The organism is bacterium, assembly GCA_035419245.1.
GTDB lineage: Bacteria > Zhuqueibacterota > Zhuqueibacteria > Residuimicrobiales > Residuimicrobiaceae > JAKPUX01.
The window spans coordinates 603,027-625,177 of record DAOLSP010000001.1; the positions used below are offsets into that span (position 1 = coordinate 603,027).

At 59.3% G+C, this 22,151-nt stretch carries 12 protein-coding genes; 7 read left to right on the plus strand and 5 right to left on the minus strand.

Annotation, left to right across the window (positions count from 1 at the left end; translation table 11 throughout):
* Positions 1–3: 3 nt before the first annotated feature.
* A complete protein-coding gene (gene glgP, locus PLH32_02465; protein ID HQJ63448.1) occupies positions 4–2,574 on the minus strand; it encodes an alpha-glucan family phosphorylase in 2,571 nt (856 codons plus the stop codon).
* Positions 2,575–3,010: 436 nt separating this feature from the next.
* On the opposite strand from glgP, the gene PLH32_02470 reads away from it, so the two are divergent.
* From PLH32_02470 to PLH32_02485, 4 genes are all read left to right on the plus strand, one after another.
* Entirely contained in the window at positions 3,011–4,417 is a 1,407-nt protein-coding gene (locus PLH32_02470) for a FlgD immunoglobulin-like domain containing protein (protein HQJ63449.1), read from the plus strand.
* 48 nt (positions 4,418–4,465) lie between these two features.
* Entirely contained in the window at positions 4,466–6,244 is a 1,779-nt protein-coding gene (locus PLH32_02475; protein HQJ63450.1) for a hypothetical protein, read from the plus strand.
* Between the two features lie 73 nt (positions 6,245–6,317).
* A complete protein-coding gene (locus PLH32_02480; protein ID HQJ63451.1) occupies positions 6,318–8,402 on the plus strand; it encodes a dockerin type I domain-containing protein in 2,085 nt (694 codons plus the stop codon).
* Between the two features lie 40 nt (positions 8,403–8,442).
* On the plus strand, positions 8,443–9,234 hold the full coding sequence (locus PLH32_02485) for a FlgD immunoglobulin-like domain containing protein (protein ID HQJ63452.1): 792 nt from the start codon (positions 8,443–8,445) through the stop codon (positions 9,232–9,234).
* Positions 9,235–9,352: 118 nt separating this feature from the next.
* On the opposite strand, the gene PLH32_02490 is transcribed toward PLH32_02485, so the two are convergent.
* The 3 genes from PLH32_02490 to PLH32_02500 form a co-directional block, all read right to left on the minus strand.
* Positions 9,353–9,913, minus strand: a complete 561-nt coding sequence (locus tag PLH32_02490) for a DUF5698 domain-containing protein (GenBank protein ID HQJ63453.1) — start codon at positions 9,911–9,913, stop codon at positions 9,353–9,355.
* Between the two features lie 84 nt (positions 9,914–9,997).
* Positions 9,998–11,614: a C69 family dipeptidase gene (locus tag PLH32_02495; GenBank protein HQJ63454.1), complete on the minus strand. Its 1,617-nt coding sequence runs from the start codon at positions 11,612–11,614 to the stop codon at positions 9,998–10,000.
* Positions 11,615–11,672: 58 nt separating this feature from the next.
* A complete protein-coding gene (locus PLH32_02500) occupies positions 11,673–12,857 on the minus strand; it encodes a PLP-dependent aminotransferase family protein (GenBank protein HQJ63455.1) in 1,185 nt (394 codons plus the stop codon).
* Between the two features lie 267 nt (positions 12,858–13,124).
* On the opposite strand from PLH32_02500, the gene pbpC reads away from it, so the two are divergent.
* The 3 genes from pbpC (at position 13,125) to porU (ending at position 19,856) form a co-directional block, all read left to right on the plus strand.
* Positions 13,125–15,485 carry a penicillin-binding protein 1C gene (pbpC, locus tag PLH32_02505; GenBank protein ID HQJ63456.1) on the plus strand — a complete coding sequence of 787 codons (2,361 nt, stop codon included), beginning with the start codon at positions 13,125–13,127 and terminating at the stop codon, positions 15,483–15,485.
* Between the two features lie 65 nt (positions 15,486–15,550).
* Positions 15,551–15,868, plus strand: a complete 318-nt coding sequence (locus tag PLH32_02510) for a SoxR reducing system RseC family protein (protein ID HQJ63457.1) — start codon at positions 15,551–15,553, stop codon at positions 15,866–15,868.
* Positions 15,869–15,875: 7 nt separating this feature from the next.
* Positions 15,876–19,856 carry a type IX secretion system sortase PorU gene (porU, locus tag PLH32_02515; protein ID HQJ63458.1) on the plus strand — a complete coding sequence of 1,327 codons (3,981 nt, stop codon included), beginning with the start codon at positions 15,876–15,878 and terminating at the stop codon, positions 19,854–19,856.
* A 25-nt stretch (positions 19,857–19,881) separates the two neighbouring features.
* On the opposite strand, the gene PLH32_02520 is transcribed toward porU, so the two are convergent.
* On the minus strand, positions 19,882–22,146 hold the full coding sequence (locus PLH32_02520; protein HQJ63459.1) for a PAS domain S-box protein: 2,265 nt from the start codon (positions 22,144–22,146) through the stop codon (positions 19,882–19,884).
* Between the last annotated feature and the right edge of the window lie 5 nt (positions 22,147–22,151).

A 22,151-nucleotide genomic window follows, 5' to 3' on the forward strand; every position in this document is an offset into this window, starting at 1 on the left:
GGATTACTCCTGATACCAGGAGATCAGGCCGGTGTCGAAGGGAGTGGCGAGTTCTGCATGATAAGGCATGACCCGTACCGAGAAGCCGTGCTGTCCGGTCTTTTCGCAAGGGATGACCGCCTCAAAGCGGCTGATGTTCTTCTTGAGCTGTTCGACCTGCTGCATCACCACACTCTGGCCGTCGATGATGTCATCGTCGGAATCGAGCAAGCCGTAATAGACCTCGACGCGTAGTTCCTCGGGTTTGAGGCCGTCGCTGTCGATGGTGGCGCTGATGCGCATTTTGCCGCCGACGCTGACCTCGTCGCCCTCCTCCGATACGACTCCGGTGACATGCACCTTGGGCCATTGATTCTGCACCCGCGCCTTCCAGGCGGCAAGTTCCTTGGCCAGTTCCATATTGTTGCGGCTTAGTTTTTGCCAGCGCAGTTCGGCGGGCAGGTAATAGCGTTCGAAATAGTCGCGGACCATGCGGTTGGTGTTGAAGAAGGGGCTGAGCACCTGGATGCTGCTCTTCATCATGGCGATCCATTCGCGTGGCAGCTTATTGCTGCTGCGCTGGTAAAAGAGCGGAACGACCTCCTGTTCCAGCAACGAATAGAGGGATTCCACTTCATAGAGGTCTTGTTCCTCGGCGTTTTCGAACTCTTCGCCGCGGCCGATAGCCCAGCCGACAGATTTGGTATAGGCTTCATCCCACCAGCCATCGAGGATGCTGACATTGAGGGCGCCATTGAGGCTGGCCTTCATGCCGCTGGTGCCGCTGGCTTCGCGCGGCCGGATCGGGGTATTAAGCCAGATATCGACGCCGCGGACCATGCTGGCAGCGACCTCCATGTCATAGTCCTCGATGAAGACGATCCGGCTGCGAAACTCCTGGTTGCGGATGATGTTGACGATGTCGCGGATAATCCCCTTGCCGATATTGTCGCGGGGGTGGGCCTTGCCGGCGAAGATGAATTGCACCGGCCGTTCCTTGTTGTTGAGGATGGCCTTGAGACGCTCGAGGTCCTGGAAGATCAGCTTGGCGCGTTTGTAGGAGGCGAAACGGCGGGCGAAGCCGATGGTCAGAGCCTGGGGATCGAGCACCTCGTCGGCCTTAGCGATATCCTCGGGCCGGGCATCGGCCTTTTCCAGCTGGGTGCGCAGCCGCTTGCGGGTGAAGGCGACGAGCCGTTCGCGGCGGCGTTCATGGGTGCGCCAGAGCTCTTCATCAGGGATCTGCTGGATGCGGTCCCAGACGGAATCTTCGGCGGCGATGCTGCTCCAGCGCGGTCCGAGGTAGCGATGAAAGAGTTCGGCCATATCCTCGGAGATCCAGGTCGGCAGATGAACGCCGTTGGTGACATGGCCGATGGGGACTTCATTCTCGGGTAGTTCCGGCCAGAGATAATGCCACATTTTGCGCGCCACCTCGCCATGCAATTTGCTGACACCATTGCAAGCACCGGACATGGAGATCGCGAAAATGGCCATGTTGAACTTGCCGTTGCTCTCGGGCAGGCCGATGCCGCCGAGGCGATACAATTGCTCCGCGGAGATTTGCAGGGCGCTGTAATAGCTGCCGATGTAGCGGTCAATCAGACCAAGATCGAACTCATCGATGCCGGCGGGCACCGGGGTATGGCTGGTGAAGATGGTGCTGTTGCGATTGGCTTCCTGCGCCTCAGGAAACGAGAGGTTGGACTCCTGCATCAGCAGTCGGACGCGTTCGAGGGCCATGAAAGCCGAATGGCCTTCGTTCATATGGCAGATATCCGGGCGGAGGCCGAGGATTTCAAGGGCGCGGATGCCGCCAATGCCGAGGACGATCTCCTGTTTAATGCGCATCTCTTCTTCACCGCCATAGAGCACATCGGTGATGTCCTGATCCTCCTGGATATTCTCCGGCACATTGGTATCGAGGAGGTAGAGGGGCACACGACCGACCTGGGCGCGCCAGATGCGGACATGGACGGTACGCTGCAGGATTTCAACGGTGATGGTAATGGGTTTGCCTTCGGCGTCGCACTCCAGCTTGATGGGCATATTGTAAAAATCGTTTTCCGGATAGTTCTCCTGCTGCCAGCCATCCTTGGAGAGGTATTGATGGAAATAGCCCTTTTGGTAGAGCAGGCCGACGCCGATCAGCGGAATGCCCAGATCGCTGGCCGATTTCAGGTGATCGGCGGAGAGGACGCCGAGGCCGCCGGAGTAGAGGGGCAGCCCTTCGTTGAGGCCGTATTCCATCGAAAAATAGGCGATGCGGAAGTTTTTCTGCTGCGGATAATTCTTCTGGAACCAGGATTTTTGCGAAAGATAATTCTGGAGGGCGGCGCGGGTTCGCTGCAGGTGGGAGAGGTAGCCGTCGTCCTTTGCACGCGCTTCGAGGAGGGCCTGGTCGATGCGGCCGAGCAGCCGCACCGGATTGTGACCGGAGCTCTCCCAGAGATCACGATCGAGACGGCGAAAAAGGTTACGGAGATCGTGGTCCCAGGTCCAGTAAAGATTATAAGCGAGGTCGCGCAGGGCGGAGAGCTCGACAGGCAGGGAGGGCACCACTTTATACTTTTGAATGGATATGGCCATGAGCATTCCTTAAAACGAAAAGTTGAAAAACATTTCATTCAAGATAGTGAAAAAAGCGCTTCCAATCAAGAAAAAATGCACCAATGCGAGCGAGCTTCGAAGGCCGAGCGGGTGGAGGCTGGCACGACTGTTGCAAAAGAGAAGGCAGAACAGTGGCCAGCCCGTAGCCACCGGGGTACTGCCCCGGGAACAGTCGGCAAGAAGTAAGGGTTAGTCATATAAAAACAAAGATTAGTAGGATACGGGTCGTCGGGTGGATGGGGTGAATCGGTTGCAGAACCCAGATTTTGAAACGCCGGTGATGTATTGCCCTGAGTTAGCGTATCAGAGAGAGACAATCAGCGATCCCTGCTTGGATACCGCATCCCTGTTCGGCACCCGGGTTTCCGCTCTCAAGAGTATGACTCTATAAGGTTGCACCTTTCAATGTACGGAGGAAGTGATGAATTCGTCATCTCAGCATCCCATCCTGCTGGTAGTCCTGGCCTTCTTCGTCCTGACGTCCACCCTGCTGGCTGCGACGGGCGACACCCTTTCGGTGGGCAACAGTGCCGGGCTGCCTGGAATGAGCGGCTATACCATCCCGGTCAATCTGCGTAATGTCACGACGCTGAAAGGGCTGCTCTTCAAGATCAAGGATCTCCCCGACTCCCTGGTGGTCACCAATGTCGTATCGACCGGACGGGCCTCGGGTTTCCAGGTCGCCTGGACGCCGGTGGGCGGAACAGTCAAGATCTTGATGTACCCGACCAATGGCACCACGCCGCTGCTCACGGCCGGGAACGGTACCATCGCGAATCTGACGGTTTCTGTCAATCCGGCAGCGGTGCGCGGAACCAAGGCGACTGTCATTCCGGACAGCCTCAAGGCCGCCAATGCTACGCAACAGGCGGTGACTGTTTACGTCAAGAGCGGCTATTTCTGGTACGGCATCAAGGGCGATATCAAGGCCGACGGGCTGATCAATCTTTTTGATGTGCTGCGGCTGATCGACATTGTCCTGGGCCGCACACCCTCCGCGAATGAGTACGAAAAGTGGTCGAGTGATCTCAACAAAGACGGGGTCATCGATGTGGCGGACATCACCTCTTTGATCGATCTTGCCGTCGCCGCAACACCCCGGGTTGCGAACGATCTACCTGCTGATTATTCGGGCCATGCCGAGCTCTCGATTTCCGCCCTGCCAAAGGATATTTCCGGTCCGGTCTCGGTGCCGGTGCAGCTCAAGTCCTCCGCCCCGGTGAGCGGATTGCAGTTTTCGTTCAAACTCGATTCGCGGCGGTTTCTGGTCGCTCAGCCGAGGGTGACCGAGCTCAGCCGGAACATGAGCGTGGCAATTCAGCCGCGTGGCGATGAAGTGGCGGTGATGCTCTACAGCCTTACGGGCGATCTCCTGCCGCTCAACGAGGGCACTGTGCTACAAATACCGGTGACCATCGCCGAACCGCTGGCGCACAATGAGGATCTCGAGATCACCTCGGCGCTGGCCGGAACGGTGGGAGGCGGTGAGTTGCAGATGGAGTATGGCAGTCTCAGCCAGGCCGTCAGCGCCGCACCGGAATCCTTCGCCCTGATGCAGAACACGCCCAATCCCTTCAACATGTCGACCCGGATCACCTATGAAGTTCCCACGTTGCGACAGGGATCGGCGCCCATCAAGCTGATGGTCTACAATGCCCAAGGTCAGGAAGTGAGAACCCTGGTAAATGAAAGAAGGAGTGCTGGAAGATACACGGTGGATTGGGATGGCCGGGACAATGCCGGCAATTACGTCTCTTCCGGAGTCTATTTTTACAAAATGACCGCCGACAACGTCGTCATCACCAAAAAGTTGGCCGTCACCAAGTAAATGGAGACCTCCTTTACGGGGAATCACGCTAATTGAGAGGATTTTGAGATGAAATCTTGCCGGGCGACGGCCCTCTGGGCTTTGATGATCATGGCAACGATGGTTTCGCCAGGGCTGGCGCAGGTTGTAGATGATTTCAACCGCACCAGCCTGGGAACGAATTGGACTGCCGACACCGAATACAAGATCGTTAACAATACCTTGGACAACACCGCAACGACGACCGGTTGGACGTATCTGGCGGTCTACAATGCGGTGACCAATCCCTATCAGGTGCAATACACCTGGGCCTCGAGCGCGGATGCCAGCGGCATCAACGCCGGAGGCTTTGCGATGCTTTTGAGTGCCGCATCGACCACCGCCAACGGCATGATGATCTTCCGCCGTGATGCCAACCTGGAGATCAATCCCATCGTCAATGGCAATGTCGACCGCACCGTTGTGGTGGCGTCGACTGCGGCGACCCAGCCGGCTCCCACCAAGGGCAGTGTGGTCAAGATCGTTCTGCGCACGGATGCGACCAAGGCTTATTTCGATTATTATATCAATGGCACGCTCGATGGCACCCTGAGCTATTTGCGCGCCAGTTACGCGGCCATTCCCGCCACCTATTATGCGGGGGTCTGCCTCTACGGCAATATGAACAACAATATTGATGATTTCACCGTCTGGGGTCAGAGCCTCACGGTTACCTCCCCCAACGGCGGCGAATCCTGGCTAGCCGGCTCTTCGCACGCGATCACCTGGACCGCGAGCGGTTTCAGCAGCAATGTCGCCATCGATTACTCCCTGGATGGCGGCGCGACCTGGACGGTGATCAGCGCTTCAGCGGCCAACACCGGTTCCTACACCTGGACCCTGCCCGGAACCGCTTCGACTGCGGCCAGGGTGCGCGTTCGCGATGCCACCGACAGCAATCCGCTGGATGCCAGCGATGCCAATTTTACGATCACGCCGCAGACCGAAACGCTGACCGTGCTCGTGCCCAACGGTGGGGAGAACTGGGAAGTCAATGCGCCGCGGACGATCACCTGGAGCTCCACCGGCGCGATCGCCAATGTGCGACTCTTTTATTCGGCAGACAATGGCGCCAACTGGAGCATGATCGTGGCGAGCACGCCCAATGACGGCTCCTATACCTGGACCACACCGGGCGTGACCACGACTCGTGGCCTCATCCGGATCACCGATGCCACGGATGGCCTGCCGGTCGACGAGAGCAATGCTACGTTTTCCATCCTGACTCTGGCGACGCTGTATGTCCGGGACACCAGCGGACAGCCGGGTTCGACCGGGAATCTGGTCTCGGTCTGTCTGGACAATATCACCCCCATCCGCGGGCTTTCGTTCAAGCTGATCGATTCTCCGGCTTTTCTGACGGCGATGAATGTCCTGCCGATGGGGCGTGCGGCCGATTTTACCGTCACCAAAGCGGATAACGGCGCTTCGGTGACGATCATGATGGTGAGCATTGCCGCCAACTCGATTCCGACGGGCAGCGGCCCCATCTGCCAGATCTCCTACGATGTCTCGGGTTCGGCCCCCCTCGGTGAATTCTCGAGCCTTGATTTTTCCAGCGTTGTGGTGAGTGATGACAGCAGCCGCGCCGTTCTGCCGGACCTGCTGCCGGGCAAATTCTGGTTCGTGAAGATGGGCGATCTCGATAACAGCGGCGCAGTCGATCTTCTCGACCTCAACCGCGCGGCCGATCTCGTACTCGGCAGACCTCCGGCCATCACCGAGAACGAGATGATGGGCGGCGATCTGGATCACGACGGTGATGTCGATCTCTATGACTTCATGACCCTTTGGGAACTCGTTTACTAAGCACTGGGGTGGGCGATGACGCGCATTGCCTGCCTCCGCCGGTTGCGCATCTATTCGAACGTGGGAATTGCATATGAAAAGATGGCATCTTTTACTGGTGACAACCCTGTTGTGTACGGTTCCACGGATTATGGCTCAGACCACCTACACCGACAATTTCAACCGTGCCAACCTGGGATCCGACTGGCTTGTTGATGCGAGCTGGTACCAGATCGTCTCGGGCACCCTCGATAACACGCTTACGGTCGCGAGCTGGGACTATTACGCCATCTATCTGGCCCTCTATAATCCGACCGAGATCTCCTGGACGTGGGCGCCCGGCAGTGACCTGGAGGGCGCCAACTCAGGGGGCGCGATTATCCGCTATGACCTGGCCTCAAAAAGCGGCTATTTCATCCTGCGCCGATATGGCGACCTGACGCTTCATCCCATTGTCAACGGGATCATCCAGCGCAACGCCACCACCATCGCCAGCGTTTCCCCCGCGCAAGCCTATCCCAAGGCGGGGGATGTGATGAAGATTGTGGCTACCACCGATGCTGGCGGCCACCACTTCAAGCTCTACATCAACAACAAGCTTGATGGCACCTTGACCGATGCCGCCAAGCTCTATGGCAACGGCACCACACTCTACGGCGGCATTGCCCTCTACGGCCAGCGCAACAACAACATCGACGACTTTACCGTCAAGGGGACGGCGCCGCTCACCCCGATCGAGACCATCGCGGTAACCTCACCCAACGGCGGTGAAATCTGGTACACCGGCTCCAGCCATGCGATCACCTGGAACTCGGCTAACCTCACCAACAACGTCAAGATCGAGCTTTCGACCAACGGCGGCACCTCGTACAGCCTCCTGGCGACAGTGGCCAACACCGGAACCTACACCTGGACGCTCCCCGGAACGACCTCGACCACCTGCCGCATCCGCGTTTCTGATGCCACCGACAGTGCGCCGCTCGATATCAGCGATGCCAATTTCACCATCGCCACACCGCCGGATACCCTGACCGTGACCGCACCCAATGGCGGCGAGGACCTCTACTCCGGAACGATCTATGCCATCCGTTGGACCTCAACCCTGAGCGGCGGTAATGTCAGGATTGAATACTCTACCAACGGCGGCAGTACCTTCACGACGATCATTGCTTCGACCCCCAACTCCGGTACCTACAACTGGAGTGTGCCGGCGGTGAACTCGGCCACCTGCCGTGTCCGCATTTCAGAGGTCACCACGGGTGTGCCGACCGATATGAGCAATGCCAATTTCACGCTGCACATCACCCCACCCGACCTGGCGATCATCCGCCCGAACGGCGGGGATACCTGGCTTTTCGGAGCTGCTCAGGAGATCCAGTGGACGGGCCCGGATTCCACCACCATGCCGTTTGTCAACCTCTATTACTCGATCGATAATGGAACCAACTGGGAGAGCATCGTCGCCGGCACCAAAAATGACGGCGCCTATATCTGGACGGTACCGAACAGGTTGACGACCCAAGCGCTGATCCGGGTCGAGGATGCCTCCGACATAACCAAGCAGGACCAGAGCAACGCCGTATTCACCATCACCTCACTGGTGCTGCTGCAGGTAAAGGATAGCAGCGGCCAGCCGGGGTCGACAGGCAACAAGGTTGCGATTCACCTGAACAATCAGACCAATATCCGCGGTCTTTCCTTCCGCGTGAATGATTCACCGAATATGCTCACGGCCATGAATGTCACGCCAGCTGGCCGCGCCCTCAATTTCTCGGTCACCAAGGTGGATAATGGCACCAATGTCATCATCTATCTGGTCTCGATGGCCGGCAGCCTGATCACGGTCGGCAGCGGTCCGATCGTCACCATCAGTTATGACGTCTCCGGCAGCGCCCCGGTGGGCGACCACGCCGATCTGATCCTTTCGGAGGTGACCGTCGCCGATGCCAACAGCCTGCCCGTTGAACCGGCGCTGCTCGACGGCAAGTTCTACTTTGTGGTCAAGGGTGATATCAATCAGGACGGGAGCGTCACCGGACTGGATCTCGATCGCGCTGTTCAGCTTCTGCTCAAAACCGGCGATCCGATGACCCCCGGTGAATTGCTCAGCGGCGACATGGATGCCGATGGGGATTTCGATCTGCTCGATTTTCTAACCATCTGGGAAGTGATTTATTGATGGCCCGGGCCGATCGGATTTGGGAGGTAAAGGAATAGGAATGAAAGCAGAAATGAGACTGGGGGTGGGATTGCTGCTCTGTCTCACCCCGCTCACGTTTGGCGCGGAGGTGGTGCTGCAGCTGGGCACGGGCAGCGGCAAAGTCGGAACGCAGCACAACGTGGTCCAGGTCACTATGGCCAATGACACCACTGTGATTGCGCTGCAGCTGGAGGTCGCCGATGTGCCTGATTTCATCCGACCGGACTCGGTCTGGACGACCGAGCGCACCAGCGGATTCACGGTGGCTTGGAAAGAGGATTCGCTGAGCATCCTGCACATTCTGCTACTCAGCATGGATGCCACTTCCTCCATTGCCCGGGGGAGCGGTGCAGTGCTCAACATCAGCTATACGGTTCAGCCGGGTGCGGACCAATTCAAGGATCTCGATCTGGTATTTTTTACCACGCCCAAAGTGGTGGCCCCAGGCTCGGTAAAGATCCCGGCTGTGGGGCTGTCTGGGAAATTCATGGTCGGCAACACCGCGGTCGGCGAGCATAGCGGCCAGCAACCAGGGCGTTTCCTCCTGGCGCAAAATTTCCCCAATCCCTTCAATCCAGAGACCCGGGTTGCTTTTCAGTTGCCGGAACGGCAGCAAGCCAGGCTTGAGATTTACAATCTCCTGGGACAGCGGATCCGGACGCTGGTCGAGGGCGAACTAGCGGCAGGCGGGCATGCGGCAACATGGGATGGGTTGACGGAGCAGGGTGAACCGGCTGCCGGCGGGATCTATCTCTACCGCCTTCAGGCCGGTCCCTATCATGACTGCAAACGGATGGTCTTGATGCGCTGAGCGGATCGAATCAAGGCGCGTTCACGGGTTTCTTCACGGGTTGACGGCGTGAGGGAACGCGCCGCTACTGTGAGCCGCGGGAAGTCTCCCGCGGCCTTTTTTTTTGCGATGGGGTTGCTCATTTCTTTTTAAGGATGGTATTCCAGCCGTTGCTGCTCCCCAGGTTGGGACGATAGAGCCGGCTGACCTGGCTGGCCTGTTCCGTGACATAAAAGGCCTCGGGAGAGACCTTTTTCACCAGAGTGAGCACATCTTCCAACTCCTTGCGCGGGAAGACCACAACCAGCATGCTGACGACGCCATTGAGTCCTTCGCCGAGGAAAGTGGTCACAGCATAGCCAGCTGCGCGCAGGATTTCCGCGATCTGGGCGCCGCGCTCCGCGCTGATCACCCGCAGTACCGTGTTGCCAAAGGCGATGCGCCGCTCCAGCAGAATGCCGACGACGTTGCCGGTGGAAAAACCGAGGGCATAAAAAATGATCAGGGCTGGTTCCCGGGCGACCTCCTGCAGCACCTTGGCTACTACCAGCAGCCAGACACTGACTTCCACAAAGCCCAGGGCGAAGGCGATCCGCGTGCGGCCGTGGACGATGCTGATGGTACGGACGGTACCCAGGGTAACATCGGTAACGCGGGCGAAAAAGACGATCAGGCCGGTGACAAAAGTGGTCAGGTCCACGTGCAGTCATCCTTTAGTTGTCCTCAGCCGCAGATCGGGCGGAGGGCCGCCGCGCCGGTTCTGCGCCGGAAGGAGGGTGAATCGCTATTTTTTCGGCCAGGGGATCTCTTTATAGCGGTCGCCGGTGGCGTTGACAATGGTGCGATACCAGGCCTCCGGATATAGGGGATGCTGCACGCCGCCATGTTCATCCCGCAGGTTGCCATCGAGAAACTTCCAGATCAGGAATTCTCCGAGTTTTTTCCAACGGGCTACGGTCTCATCCCCGGAGCGGCATGAAAAGTCGGTCAGATAGTCCCGCGCTTGCTGCGCGGAGCTTTTATAAAGGGCCAGGGCCGCTGCATCGATTTGTGGGACCGCAGCCGAAAACTGGCCCTCGAGTTCACGCTGAACCTTCTGAACCTCAACGATCATATCGCTGTAGCGAGAGTAGGTATAATTGGCGACAAAATTGAAGACCCAGAAGGCCGAGTTCCAGGAAAAGGCGGCGAAGGAGCCGGCGCCGGTGCCATAGTTGGCCGGCACGCGATTGATACCGCAGTACATCGGCACATAGACCGTGCAATAGGTATCATCGACGCCGAACCAGAGGATGCCGCCGATGGGATCGGGCAAGTTGGCGCGAGACTGAGCGACAAATGAAAAGCCGGTCTGCTGGGTCGAGATGGCGCGTTCATGGAAGTAATTGGTGCTGTCGACCTGCCATTCCATCGGCCGCCAGCGGTAAGGGAGTTTGTAGGGCCCGGCCCCGACGTCGAGGGTCATGTCGAGGGGCGTCCCCTCGTAATGGTCGCGCATCAGTTCCATCACATCGCGGACGCTCAGTTTATGGTCCGGCTTGATCCAGAGCGGTAGGGGTTCGCTGCCCGGTACGCCGCAGGCATAGTCGCTCGGGAGGTTGAGAGAGGGGGCGGCGCGGCGGAAGCCGCTCCAGACACGGGCTTCGCAAAAACGCTGGGCGCTAAAATCGAGGGGAGCGTAGGCATCGGCGAAGCTGAACTCGCGGTCGGGCCCGGAGAAATAGCCCTTCTGGCGGGCGAACGGGATGAGATCCCGGGCATAGAGGCAATTCTGGGGATCATTGAGGGGAAACTGGCGGATGCGTGCTTGGTTGGCGTGGCCGCAGATATAGCCGTCGGGCACACGCCGCGCGACCCAGAGGGCCCCGGTATGGCCTTCGCCCTTGCCGATCATCTCCATGATCCAGGCCTCGCGGGGGTCGGAGATGGAGAAGGACTCGCCCTCGCTGCAGTAACCGTATTCTTCGGCGAGGCTGGTCATCACCTTGATCGCTTCGCGGGCGGTTTTGGCGCGCTGCAAGGCGAGGTACATCAGACTGCCATAATCGACACGGCCCTTGGGATCGTGCAGCTCGGCGCGGCCCCCAAAGGTGGTCTCGCCGAGGGCGAGCTGGTGCTCGTTCATATTGCCCACGACGGCATAGGTTTCGGCTACCTGTTTGATCTGGCCGAGATAGGTGCCGCTGTCCCAGTCGTAGACGGGGATCAGTGTGCCTGCGATATGTTTGCCGGCGGGAAGATAGAGCAGCTCGCCATAAAGGGTGTGGGAATCCGCCGAATAGGTAATCATCGTAGAGCTGTCCACAGCAGCGCCGCGGGTGATGAGGAAATTGGTGCAGGCCGCTGCGGTTGCGATGTGAAGCGCCAGGGCAGTGCCGATCAGGAGCAGGAAACGTTTCATTTAACCTCCGGTCCGGGTAAAGGGGTATGCAAGGGGATGGGTATGGCAAGACGAACGATTAAAAGCCTTCTTTGATGGTTTCACCGATGATCTGGATTCCGTGCTGGATCTCCGCTTCCGTGGACATAGTATAGTTGAGGCGCATGGTCTCCAGGCCGTCTCCGTCACAGGGGAAGAAGAATTTGCCGGGCACAAAGGCGGCCTTACGGTCGATGCACTTCCAGTAGAGTTTTTCGGTATCGGTGCCCTGGGGGCCTTCCGCCCAGATGAACATGCCGCCTTCTGGCCGGGAGTAGTGCCAGGTCTCGGGGAAGAAGCGGTCGAGGGCGGCGAGCATCGCCTCCTGCTTGGGTTTATAGAGGCTGATGATCTTGGGGATCTGTTGATCGAGGTAGCCCCCGAGCAGGTACTCGGCCGCCATAGCTTGATTGAGGGTGCTGGTGTTGAGATCGACACCCTGTTTGGCGAGCACCAGCCAGCGCCGTACCGGTTCGGGCGCGACGCACACGCCAAGGCGGAGCCCCGGTGCGAAGACCTTGGAGAGGGTAGTCGTATAGATGGTTCGCTCGGGGATGAGGGAATGGAGGGTCGGCAAGGCTTCGCCGCGATAGCGGAGATCGCTGTAGGGATCATCCTCGCAGAGCAGGACGTCATAGCGGGTTATCAGCTCGGCGATCTGGTGACGCCGGGCTAGACCGAGACAGCGGCCCGTAGGGTTCTGAAAGGTCGGCACCAGGTAGACCAATTTGACCGTTCCCGAAGCAAGGATTTTTTCCAGGGCCTCGGGGAGGATCCCCTCGTCATCCATTTCAGCGCACTGGTAGCGGGGGCCATAGGGATTGAAGGCGGAGAGGGCGCCCAGATAGGTGGGGGCCTCGACGGCGACGATATCGCCCGGGGTGATCAGCACCTTGCCGAGGGCGTCGAGGAGCCCCTGCGAGCCGCTGGTGATGCAAATGCCGCCGGCAGTAGTCTGGATACCCTTCTTGGCCAGGTAGGGGACCAGGGCTTCGCGCAGGGGGATGAAACCTTCGGTCATGTCATACTGCAGGGCGCGGGTGCCATATTTTTCCAAAACTCGGTTGGCCAGGATGCGGATAACCTCGAAGGGATAACTCTCCGGCGCCGGATAGCCGCCGGCGAGCGAGATCATGCCGGGTTGGCTGACGACTTTGAGGATTTCGCGAATGATATTGGCACCCATGTTCCGGGTTCTATCAGCAAACAGCGTTTCAAAGTTCATGACAGCATCTCCTCATCCGATAATGAACATCTTGGGATACCAGCAGCGGGATTGGATTGCAGTGCAGAGAGGAAGGAGACCAGGTGGCACGGGATAGACTCAAGAAAAAAGCGCGGCATGACGCGGGTCCTTATTTTGGCCTTTGAACATAGGGAAAAAATCGCTGATTATCAAGCAAAAACGGCGGCGATTCGGGGCGCGCGGATTAGTTCTTTGTTTGCTGCTCAATTTTTACTACATTACTCTGATTCGATCCGATGAAGGGCCATGAACTCTCGAACCATACATTGGGCTGCCGCAGGCGGGGTGCTCTTGCTGGCGATTGTTTTGCTGACGCCGCCCGCCGCATTGCGCCTCGATCATCGCGCCATGCATTCGTGGAAACTCTATGATGACCAGGGCGGCCTGCTGCGGGAGGTGCTATCCGATGAAGAGGGACGAAGCACCTGGATCCCGCTGCAGCAAATGGGGCCGGATCTCCCCGCGGCGGTTATTGCGGTGGAGGACAAACGGTTTTATCACCATCCCGGGATCGATCCTCTGGCCATTCTGCGAGCCGCCTGGCTGAATACGCGCCGGCGGGAGGTGCTTTCGGGGGGATCGACGCTGACGATGCAGCTGGCGCGTCAGATCTATCACCTACCGAGGCAGTGGTATGCCAAACCCCTTGAAGCCCTCTTCGCTTTGCGCCTCGAGATCTGGCTGAGCAAGGCGGAGATTCTGGAGCAGTATCTCAACCGGGCGCCCTTCGGCAACCAGCTTTTCGGTGTGGAGGCGGCCAGCCGCACCTATTTTCAGCGGCCGGCTCGGCTGCTCTCCCTGGCCGAGGCGGCCTTCCTGGCGGGACTGCCGCAATCGCCGGCCCGATTCAATCCCTATACCCATCTGGAACGGGCGCGCCGGCGCCAGGCTGTCGTTCTTGCCGCGCTGCTGCGGCAAGGGAGCATTAACCGGGAGCGGCTGCGCAGCGCCCTCGAGCAGCCGTTGATTATCGCGCCGCGGCAGGTTACTTTCGCAGCCCCGCATTTCTGCCAAAGGGTGCTGGAGCTATGCCGTAGCAGGGCGGCTGTTGGTCCCGAGATCCGGACCACGCTAGACAGCCGCTTGCAGATGCGGCTGGAGCAACTGGCCAATGGGCACCTCGAGCAGCTTGCCAGGAACCATGTTACCAATGCGGCGGTGCTGGTCCTCGAGAATCGCAGCGGAGCGGTCAAGGCCTGGGTGGGATCCCGAGATTTTTTTGACGATCAGCATCAGGGTCAGGTGGATGGCGTGCGCAGCCTGCGCCAGCCCGGTTCGGCGATCAAGCCCTTCACCTATGCGCTGGCGCTCGAGAACGGCTTTACACCCGCCTCCATTCTGGCCGACATTGAGAGCTTTGCCGACGAAGGGGAAGGGCGTCCAGTCGTTCACAACTATGATGAAAAGTACCATGGCCCGGTGCGTTTACGCACGGCACTGGCCTGTTCCTACAACGTCGCCACCGTGCGGCTGCTAGATGCCCTCGGGGTCGATTTGCTTCTCGAGCGACTGCAGCGCGCCGGGTTCACCAGTTTGCGGAAGCCGGCCTCTCATTACGGGCCGGGGTTGACTCTGGGCAACGGCGAGGTGACGCTGCTGGAGCTGACCAACGCCTACCGGGCCTTAGCCAATGGCGGCGTGATGCGGCCTGTACATTTTTTGCGTGACGATTCCGCCCGTGCCGCAGCGCCGGGCCAGGAGACGCTGGCTGCAACCGGGGAGCTCGTTTTTTCACCGCAAGCGGCCTTCATCGTCGCGGACATTCTCGCCGACCATCGCGCCCGCGCTCCCGCTTTCGGCCTCGGTGCCCCGCTTCATCTGCCCTTCTGGTGTGCAGCCAAAACCGGGACTACCAAGGATTTTCGCGATAACTGGACGGTGGGGTTTACCACCGAGTATACCGTTGGGGTATGGGTCGGGAATTTTGATGGCCAGCCCATGGAGAAGATCAGCGGCATCACCGGCGCTGCCCCGCTCTTTCGCGACATCATGCTGGAGCTGCATGCCGATCACGATCCGGCCACGCTGCTGCAGCCTTCCGGGGTGATGCACGCCCCGATCTGTCCAGTTTCGGGCCAGGCTCCCGGGGCGGAGTGCCCCGGCAGCCTTGAGGAGTGGTTCATCGCCGGGACCGCACCCGCGCGGGCATGTCGGGTGCACTGTCGGGTTGCGGTGGACCGCCGCAATGGCTTGCTGGCCTCTGCGGCCACGCCGCCCGCGGAAGTCCAGAGACGTCTCTATGAGGTCTGGCCGCCGGAGTTTCGCGGCTGGATGGCCGCCCAACATTTGCCGCTGCCGCCGGAGGCCTATTCCCCGCTCCCCGAGGCCAATGCGGCGCATCTGGCCATCGTCGCACCGGCGGACGGGGATATCCTCAAGATCGATCCGGACCTACGCCGCGAATATCAAACTCTACTGCTCGAGGCGGTCGTGCCGGAAGGCGTCCGGAAGGTCGAGTGGCTGCACGGCGACAGCACCCTAGCCCGGGTGCGGGCGCCGTTTCAATGGCGTTGGCCGCTATCGCCCGGGCTCCACGCTTTCAGGCTCCGGGCGCAAGGCCGGGCGGGATGGCTTGAAAGCGCGCCCGTGACGATCCGGGTGTTGTGAAGGACCGGAACAAAGCCCTTGCCGTGGATGTTACACCTATACATTCTTTTGACGGGATGAAACCGATGCGGGAAGCCGGAATCTTCGTTCAAATTCTGGGGAAGGTGACCCCGGTGCGGGTTGAGCGTCCGGCGAGGTGTGCGGGCTGCTCCTGCTGCATCGAGCTGGCCGGCCCCTCCAAGTGTCTGATCGAGGCGGAGAATAACTTTGGCGCGGCGATGGGCGAGTGGGTGGAATATGAAATTCCCGCGCAGCAGCTTCTCAGCCATTCTTCCCTCGCTTTTCTCCTGCCCCTGTTCTTCGCCGGCCGGGACCCGCGGGATGGCGGTGCGAAGCTCTCGGGTTGTCCCTCCTCCGCAGCAATCCATGGAACTACCAGATAGGAACCTCATGCGTCGATATTCAGTCTTGTTGTATCTCGGATTTTGGGCCGCAGCTGCCGCGGCAGGAACAATGGGCGTGCGGACGCTCTCGAGCTCCAGCTCGGGGCTTGTGCTCGAGTTCATCCCGCAAAACTGGCGGATCGATTCGGTTCGTGTCGACGGCCGCGCCCGTCTGACCTTTCAGTTTGCGGGCGCCGAGATGACCGGTGCGCCCGGCGCGCCGATGCTTCCCGCCCGGACAGTAGTCGCGGGCATTCCTCCACAGGGCGGTGTCTCCCTGCGGGTCGTCACGGCGGAGTACGAGATGCGCCGCGGCGCGGTGATGCCGATGGGGCGGCTGGTGCCGGATGGAACCCTCTCCCGCACGGTCTATGACGCCGTCGGGTCCGCGGCCTCGAGTCAAACCTTCGGTCCCGAGGTCGCAGTGCTCTCCGAGCCGCAGGAATTCCGCGGCCAGCGGACTGTCCGCGTCACCTTCCATCCCGTTCAGGCGGCACCGGGATTGGACCAGCTGCGTCTCTATCGCCGTGTGGTTGTTGAACTCACCTTTTCCGGTGCCGGCACCACGATGGCGGTTGCAGCAGCCGCCGGTGCGGAAGAGGGGCTCTACAAGGAGTTGCTGGTCAACTACCAGCAGGCGCGCTCCTGGCGCAGCGCCGTTCCGCCCCGCTTGGCCAAGCCGGCGCGGACGAATTTCCCGGGAGACAACTGGTACAAGATCATCATCCACGGTGACGGCAAGGGGAACAAAGAAGGTCTTTACAAAATCACCGCTGCCGCGTTAAGCCAGGCCGGCGTCCCCCTGGCCAGCATCGACCCGACCACCCTGCAGCTCTTCAACAATGGCGGCCGGGAGCTGGCGGAGAACATTGCCACTCCGAGGCCCGACTCTCTTATCGAGAATGCGATCCTGGTCAGCGGCGAATCCGACGGCAAATTCGACAGCGGGGATTATATCCTCTTTTATGGCCGCTCCCTGGAGGGCAAATACTTCAGCCGCTCGGATGGCAAATATCTCCATTATATCAATCATTACGGCTACGACAATGTCTACTGGCTCACCTTCGGCTTGGCCCGGGGAAAACGGATGCAAAGACGCACCTCTCTGCCGGTTATCGGTGAGCTTGAAAGCTCCTTCAAAGATCTCGCCTTCATCGAGGATGAGAAATCCAACATCTACAAATCCGGGTCGGACTGGCTTGGATTCGAACTGGCCCGCGACAAGGCGACTTATTCCCAGGTGTTCGCTCTGCCGGGTGCGGTGCCCCAGGCCTTGGCCGCCTTCCGCTTTCAGGTGGCGGCGACCACCTCGGGCTCGCATCTCTTCAAGATGAATGTAAACGGCAACACCCTCGGGCAGGTCAGCCTCACCGGACAGTTAAGTGCCTATTCCGTGCGTCTCTCCGAGTTCAACGCCGCGGGGGTCCTCCTCGATGGCAACAATACCTTGGGCATCGACTATGTCGCTACATCGGATATCAGTCAGGCCTATGTGGACTGGATCGAGGTCGAGTATCCGCGCCGTTTTCAAGCGGTGGGCGATCAGCTGCTTTTCAATGCGCCGCTGCGCGACGGGACGGCCGCTTGGGCGGTGGGCAATTTCAACCGTTCCGAGATCGCGGTTTACGATGTCACATCGTTTTCCGATGTCAGCGTGATTGAGGCGACGCAGATTGAGGGGGCGACGGTACGGTTTGCCGATACCGTGAACAGCACCATGCCACGCCGCTATCTGGCCGTGACTCCCGCCGCCTATCTGGCGGTCAGTGACATTCAGCACGACGCCAGCTCGAACCTGCGCCAGGCGCGCGATATCGATTATATCATCATCACCCATGACCATTTTTACCAGCAGGCGATGCAGCTTGAAAGCCTGCGTGAAGACTGGAATTCCGGCGACCGCCTCGAGACAGAGGTGGTCAAGATCTCGGACATCTATGATGAGTTTAGCTGGGGTCTGACCGATCCCGTCGCCATCCGGGATTTTCTCGCCTATGTCTATAATGCCTGGGGACATCCGGGGTATGTGCTTCTGCTCGGTGATGGTCACTACGATTACCGCAACCTTTATAAATACAACACCCCCAACCTGATCCCACCCTATGAGAGCCCCGAGACCTCGGAAATCTCGTCGCGCACCTGCGATGACTGGTTCACCTACCTGAAGGGATCCGGCAACGGTGCGCAGATGGCCATCGGCCGGCTGCCGGTCCGGACCGTCGACGAGGCGCAGGGAGTGATTACCAAGCTCATTGACTACGAGACCAAATCTGCGGCCGAGGAGTGGCGCAAGACGGTGACGATTGTCGGCGATGACGAGCTGGTCTCTGGCGGCAAGGGGGAAGAGGTTGAGCATACCCGCCAGTCGGAATGGCTGGCCGAGCATTATGTCCCGCCCGCCCTTAATGTCGAAAAGATCTATTTGATGGAATATCCGGCGGTGCGCACGGCCAGCATTTCTGGGGTGACCAAACCCCAGGCCAGCGAGGCTTTTATCAACCGCATCAACCAGGGGAGCCTGCTGATCAACTTCATCGGCCATGGCGCCGACGAGCTGCTGACCCATGAGAATATTTTCAATCTCTCGACCGATTTTGAAAAGGTTCAAAACGCCCAGCGCTATGCCCTCTGGGTCGCCTCGACCTGCGAATTTGCCTATTGGGACCAGCCGCAGAAGCAGAGTTTTGCCGAGTATCTGGTCAATGCGGCGGGGCGCGGCGCGGTGGGCATGATCTCTTCGAGCCGGCTGGTCTATTCCAGCGAGAATGCGTCGCTCAATTACAATCTTTTCAATCAGCTTTTTGGCTCCTACGAATCGACCGGCAAGGTTGCCCGCATCGGCGATGCCTTCATGTTCGCCAAACGCACCTCATCGGCCAGCCAACTCAACAACGAAAAATTCGTCCTGCTCGGCGACCCGGCGATGCGCTTGGAGGCGCCGCGCTACCGGGCCACGGTGGACTCCCTGGCGCCCGGCAAGAGCCTGCAAGCGCTGACGCATTTTACGATCGCGGGAAGCATGGATAGAGGCGGCGTCTTGTGGAATGATTTCAGCGGGACTCTGTTGCTGCGGGTCTTCGATGCGCGCAAGCCGCGGACGCATGTCACCGAAGGCGGCACAACGGTTGATTATATCCTGCCGGGCAACACCATTTTTCGCGGGACTGCGGGCAGCGCTGCTGGCCGGTTCGCTGCGCAGTTCATCGTACCCAAGGACATCTCCTACGGTGGCAGCGACGGCCGGATCAGTCTTTATCTCTGGAGCAAGGAAGGTGAGGGCACGGGCTATCTGAACAATCTCACGGTAGACGGCTCGGCCCTGGGTTTGGTCGATCGTGAGGGGCCGGCGATCAAAATCCATTTCGGCAACCCCTCGTTCGCCTCAGGGGACTATACTACGCCCAATCCGATCCTCCATGTGCTGATTCAGGATACCCTCAGCGGCGTCAACATCGCCGGCGATATCGGTCATCAGATCATTATGCATCTGGATGAGGAAGAGGGTAAAAACATCACCGAGAGGTTCCAGTATAATACCGGCAGTTACACCGCCGGCGAGCTCACCTATCCGCTGGTTCAGCTGACTCCTGGGCGTCATACCCTGTCGGTCAAGGCCTGGGACAACTCCAATAATTCGACTTCCGCGGAGGTCGAGTTCATCGTCGTGGCGGAGACGGGATTGACTTTGAACAATCTGCTCAATTATCCGAATCCGATGTCGAGCCGGACGCAATTCACGTTCGAGGCGAGCCAGGAAGCGGAGGTCACCATCCAGCTCTATACAGTCTCGGGTCGGCTGGTGCGCAAATTTCCGGCGATGCAGGCGGTGGTGGGCTTCAATATCTATCCGGAACTCTGGGATGGCACGGATGCGGAAGGGGATCCGGTTGCCAACGGGGTCTATCTCTATCGGGTCCAGGCGCGGAATGGCAAAGGCGGGGATTCGGCGGAGACGGACGCCATCGGTAAGGTTATTGTAGCACGATGAGCGCTCATCTCATGGAGGCGGCACGCTACTTTTGATCGAGGACGTCGCGCACCTTGCGGGTGATGCTTTCGAGCGTGAAGGGTTTGGCAATGAAGGCGACATTCTCGCGGTCGACATTTTCGTAGGCCATCAGGACATCACTGGCGTAGCCTGACATATAGAGCACCTTGAGATTGGGATGGGTTGTGCGCAACCGCTCCGCCAACTGTGCGCCTCCCATTTGCGGCATCACCACATCGGTGAGGAGCAGGTCAATGGCGCCGCCATGACGCTCGCTGGCGATCACGGCTTCGCCGGCCAAGGCCGCCTCGATCACCTTGTATCCTTGCAGTTGCAGCATCCGCGCAGTCAGTATGCGCACATCCTCCTCGTCCTCCACCAGCAGAATGGTCTCCTTTCCCCTCGGCAGCGTGTCATAGGCATTCCGCAGATCGGTCTCGGCAGCGGCCTCCTCCACTTGCGGCAAAAAGAGCCGGAACAGTGTTCCCTTGCCCTTCTCACTGTAGCACTCGATATGTCCCTTGTTCTGGCGGACGATGCCGAAGACTGTTGGCAGCCCCAGTCCGGTGCCCTGTTCCTTGGTAGTGAAGAAGGGCTCGAAGATGCGCGCCCGGGTCTCCTCGCTCATACCCTCCCCGTTGTCCTCCACCGAGAGCAGCATAAAGCGTCCAGGCGAAGCGTCGATATGGTCGCGGCAATACTGTTCGTCCAGGGTGACGCGGTCGGTTTCGATCACCAGCTTGCCGCCCTTGGGCATGGCGTCGCGGGCGTTGACCACCAGATTGACGATGATCTGTTCCACTTCCGCCGGATCGGCCTTGATATTGCCGGCGCCCTCCTTGAAGCGGGTGACCAGTTCGATATTCTCATTGATCAGGCGTTTCAGCACGCTAACCATATCGATGAGGGTGGCATTGAGGTCGATTACCTTTTGTTCCATCGGGGTGCGCCGGCTGAACGCAAGTAGCTGTTTGGTATGGGTTGAGGCGCGGGAACAGGCCTTGATGATCTGCTGAACGTGGCTGTAAAGGGGATCGCTTGGCAGGATGGATTTGATCATCAGTTCGGAGTAACCGTTGATGATGGTGAGCAGATTGTTGAAGTCGTGCGCCACGCCGCCGGCGAGGCGGCCGATGGCGTCCATTTTTTCCGCATGGTAGACCTGCTTCTGCAGATCGATCTCATGGGTGACATCGCGTTTGACCGCGACGTAGCTGATGATCTGGCCGCTGCGCTCCTTGATCGGGGAGATGGTCGCCTCCTCTTCAAAGAGTGAGCCATCCTTGCGCTGGTTGATGAAATGGCCATGCCAGCTTTTACCGCTCATCAGGGCGGTCCAGATTTCGTGGTAAAATGCGGCGTCATGTTTGCCGCTGCTGAGGAGACGGGGATTTTGGCCGAGGACCTCCTCCTTGGTATAGCCGGTCACCCGCTCGAAGGCGGGGTTGACATAGAGGATGCGGTTCTCGACGTCGGTGATCATGATGCTTTCAGCCGCCTGCTCGATGGCGATCACCAGGCGGGAGTATTCCGCTTCGGAGCGCTGGTGGTCACTGATATCGCGTGCGAAGCAGAGGATATATTTCTGCTCCTCCATCTGGATCTGGTTGAGGGTGAGCTCAGCGGGGATGATGCGGCCCGCCTTGGTACTGAGGCGGCATTCATAGGTAACGGCTTCCTGGCCGTCGAGTTTTTTGAGCAAAGCCTGCCATTTTTCGGGGACCATGTTGGGCTCGACCGCAGCAATCGTCAGGTCGCCAAGCTCCGACATGGTGCAGCCGAGCAGCTTGAGGCCCGCGGCGTTGGCCAGGGAAAAGCGTCCTGCCGGGCTGAGCCAGTAGATGGCGATGGCCGCATGGTCTACGGCGAATTTGGTGAAATGTAGGGCTTTGTTGATGCGGCGCGTGCGCCGTTCCAGTTCCCGTTTCTGGATCGCTTCGCGTGCGGACTCGGCCAGACGAAATAGATGGTCGGTCTGGATGACATCGGCCGCCCCGGCTTTCATGCAAGCCACAGCGATTTCACTGTCGATGCTTGCCGAGACAACAATCAGGGGGATGTCACTGTGGTTTTCCTGGAGATGTGCGAGGGCGCGCAGGGCATCGAAGGCGGGAAGAAAATAATTGGCGATGATGAGATCGGGTTTCCGTGTCAGGGCCTGGGAGAAGCCCTTGGCCGTGTTAACGCGTATCAACTCGCCGGCGAGGCCGCTGTTCTTGAACTCCCGGGCGATCACCTCCGCCTGTTGAGCATCTTCCTCAATGATGAGCAGGCGCAAGCCGGTTTCCATAGCGG